Source organism: Curvibacter lanceolatus ATCC 14669 (assembly GCF_000381265.1).
Taxonomy (GTDB): domain Bacteria; phylum Pseudomonadota; class Gammaproteobacteria; order Burkholderiales; family Burkholderiaceae_C; genus Curvibacter; species Curvibacter lanceolatus.
Map to the genome: position 1 here is coordinate 1 of NZ_KB906323.1, position 1,321 is coordinate 1,321.

A 1,321-nucleotide genomic window follows, 5' to 3' on the forward strand; every position below is an offset into this window, starting at 1 on the left:
TGAATCGCCCCGGTTTTCAAGGAGGCTGTTTGGTTTAAGTCAGACCGCCACCGCGGTGGACTGACTGGCGAGTTGCCGATAGTAGTTTGCCTCGGCTTCTGCGGGCGGGATGTACCCGATGGGTTCGAGCAGGCGATGGTGGTTGAACCAGGACACCCATTCGAGCGTCGCGAACTCCACAGCCTCCTTCGTCTTCCAAGGCGCTCGGCGATGGATGAGCTCGGCCTTGTAGAGACCGTTGATGGTCTCGGCCAGGGCGTTGTCATAGCTGTCGCCCTTGCTGCCCACCGACGGCTCGATGCCCGCTTCGCCCAGCCGCTCGGTGTAGCGAATGCTGACGTACTGCGAGCCCCTGTCGGAGTGACAGACCAGGCTTCCATCTCGTTCAGGCTGCCGGGCGTATAGCGCTTGCTCCAGCGCATCGAGCACGAAGTCGGTGCGCATCGAACTGCTCACCCGCCAGCCGACGATGCGCCTGGCAAATACATCGATGACGAAGGCCACGTACAGCCAGCCCTGCCAGGTCGAGACGTACGTGAAGTCGCTGACCCACAACTGGTTGGGCCGCTCGGCACAGAACTGCCGGTTGACCCGGTCCAATGGGCATGGTGCCTTTGCATCGCCGACGGTGGTGCGTACGACCTTGCCGCGCATCACACCACGCAGACCCAGCCTGCGCATCAATCTCTCGACCGTGCAGCGGGCCACGACAACGCCTTCGCGGGCCAGTTGCCGCCACACCTTGTCGGCGCCGTAGACCTGCATGTTAGCCAGCCAAACACGTTCAATCTGCGGCATCAGCATCTCGTCGCGATGAGCCCGGGCGCAGCGCTTGTGAGGCTCGCGCCGGAGCGCCGCATGCCTTCGATATGCCGACGGGGCGACCTGCAAGACCTTGCAGAGCGGCTCGACCCCGAAGGCATCGCGGTACTTGTCGATGAAGGCTCTCACGACTTCAGCCGGCGGTCGAGCTCCGCCTGGGCGAAAAACGCGCTGGCCAGCTTCAATATCTCGTTGGCCCGGCGCAGTTCCTTGACCTCGCGCTCCAGTTCCTTCATCCGCTGGGCCTCGCCGGTCGTGACGCCTTCACGCACGCCAGCATCGACCTCGGCACGCTTGACCCACTCGTTCAAGGTCTGTGGCACACATCCAATCTTCGGCGCGATGGACTCGATAGCCGCCCACAGCGACGGGTACTCCCCACGGTGCTCCTGCACCATCCTCACCGCGCGCTCACGCACCTCGGGTGAGAACTTGTTCGACTTGCTCATGGCTCAATCCTCTCAGAGTGTTGAGCCTCCTCAAAATCCGGGGCGATTCA

General features: G+C 63.0%; 1 protein-coding gene and 1 other annotated feature. The gene reads right to left on the reverse strand.

The annotated features are described in order from the left end of the window. Positions 1 to 39: 39 nt before the first annotated feature. Positions 40 to 1,271, reverse strand: a protein-coding gene (locus F624_RS34585) for an IS3 family transposase (RefSeq protein WP_157443759.1) whose coding sequence is annotated in 2 segments (ribosomal slippage) — positions 40 to 983 and positions 983 to 1,271 — 1,233 coding nt in all. Because the reading frame shifts where the segments join, the coding sequence is not laid out codon by codon here. Next, positions 877 to 993: a sequence feature (AL1L pseudoknot), on the reverse strand. It overlaps the preceding gene by 117 nt. Positions 1,272 to 1,321: the final 50 nt, after the last annotated feature.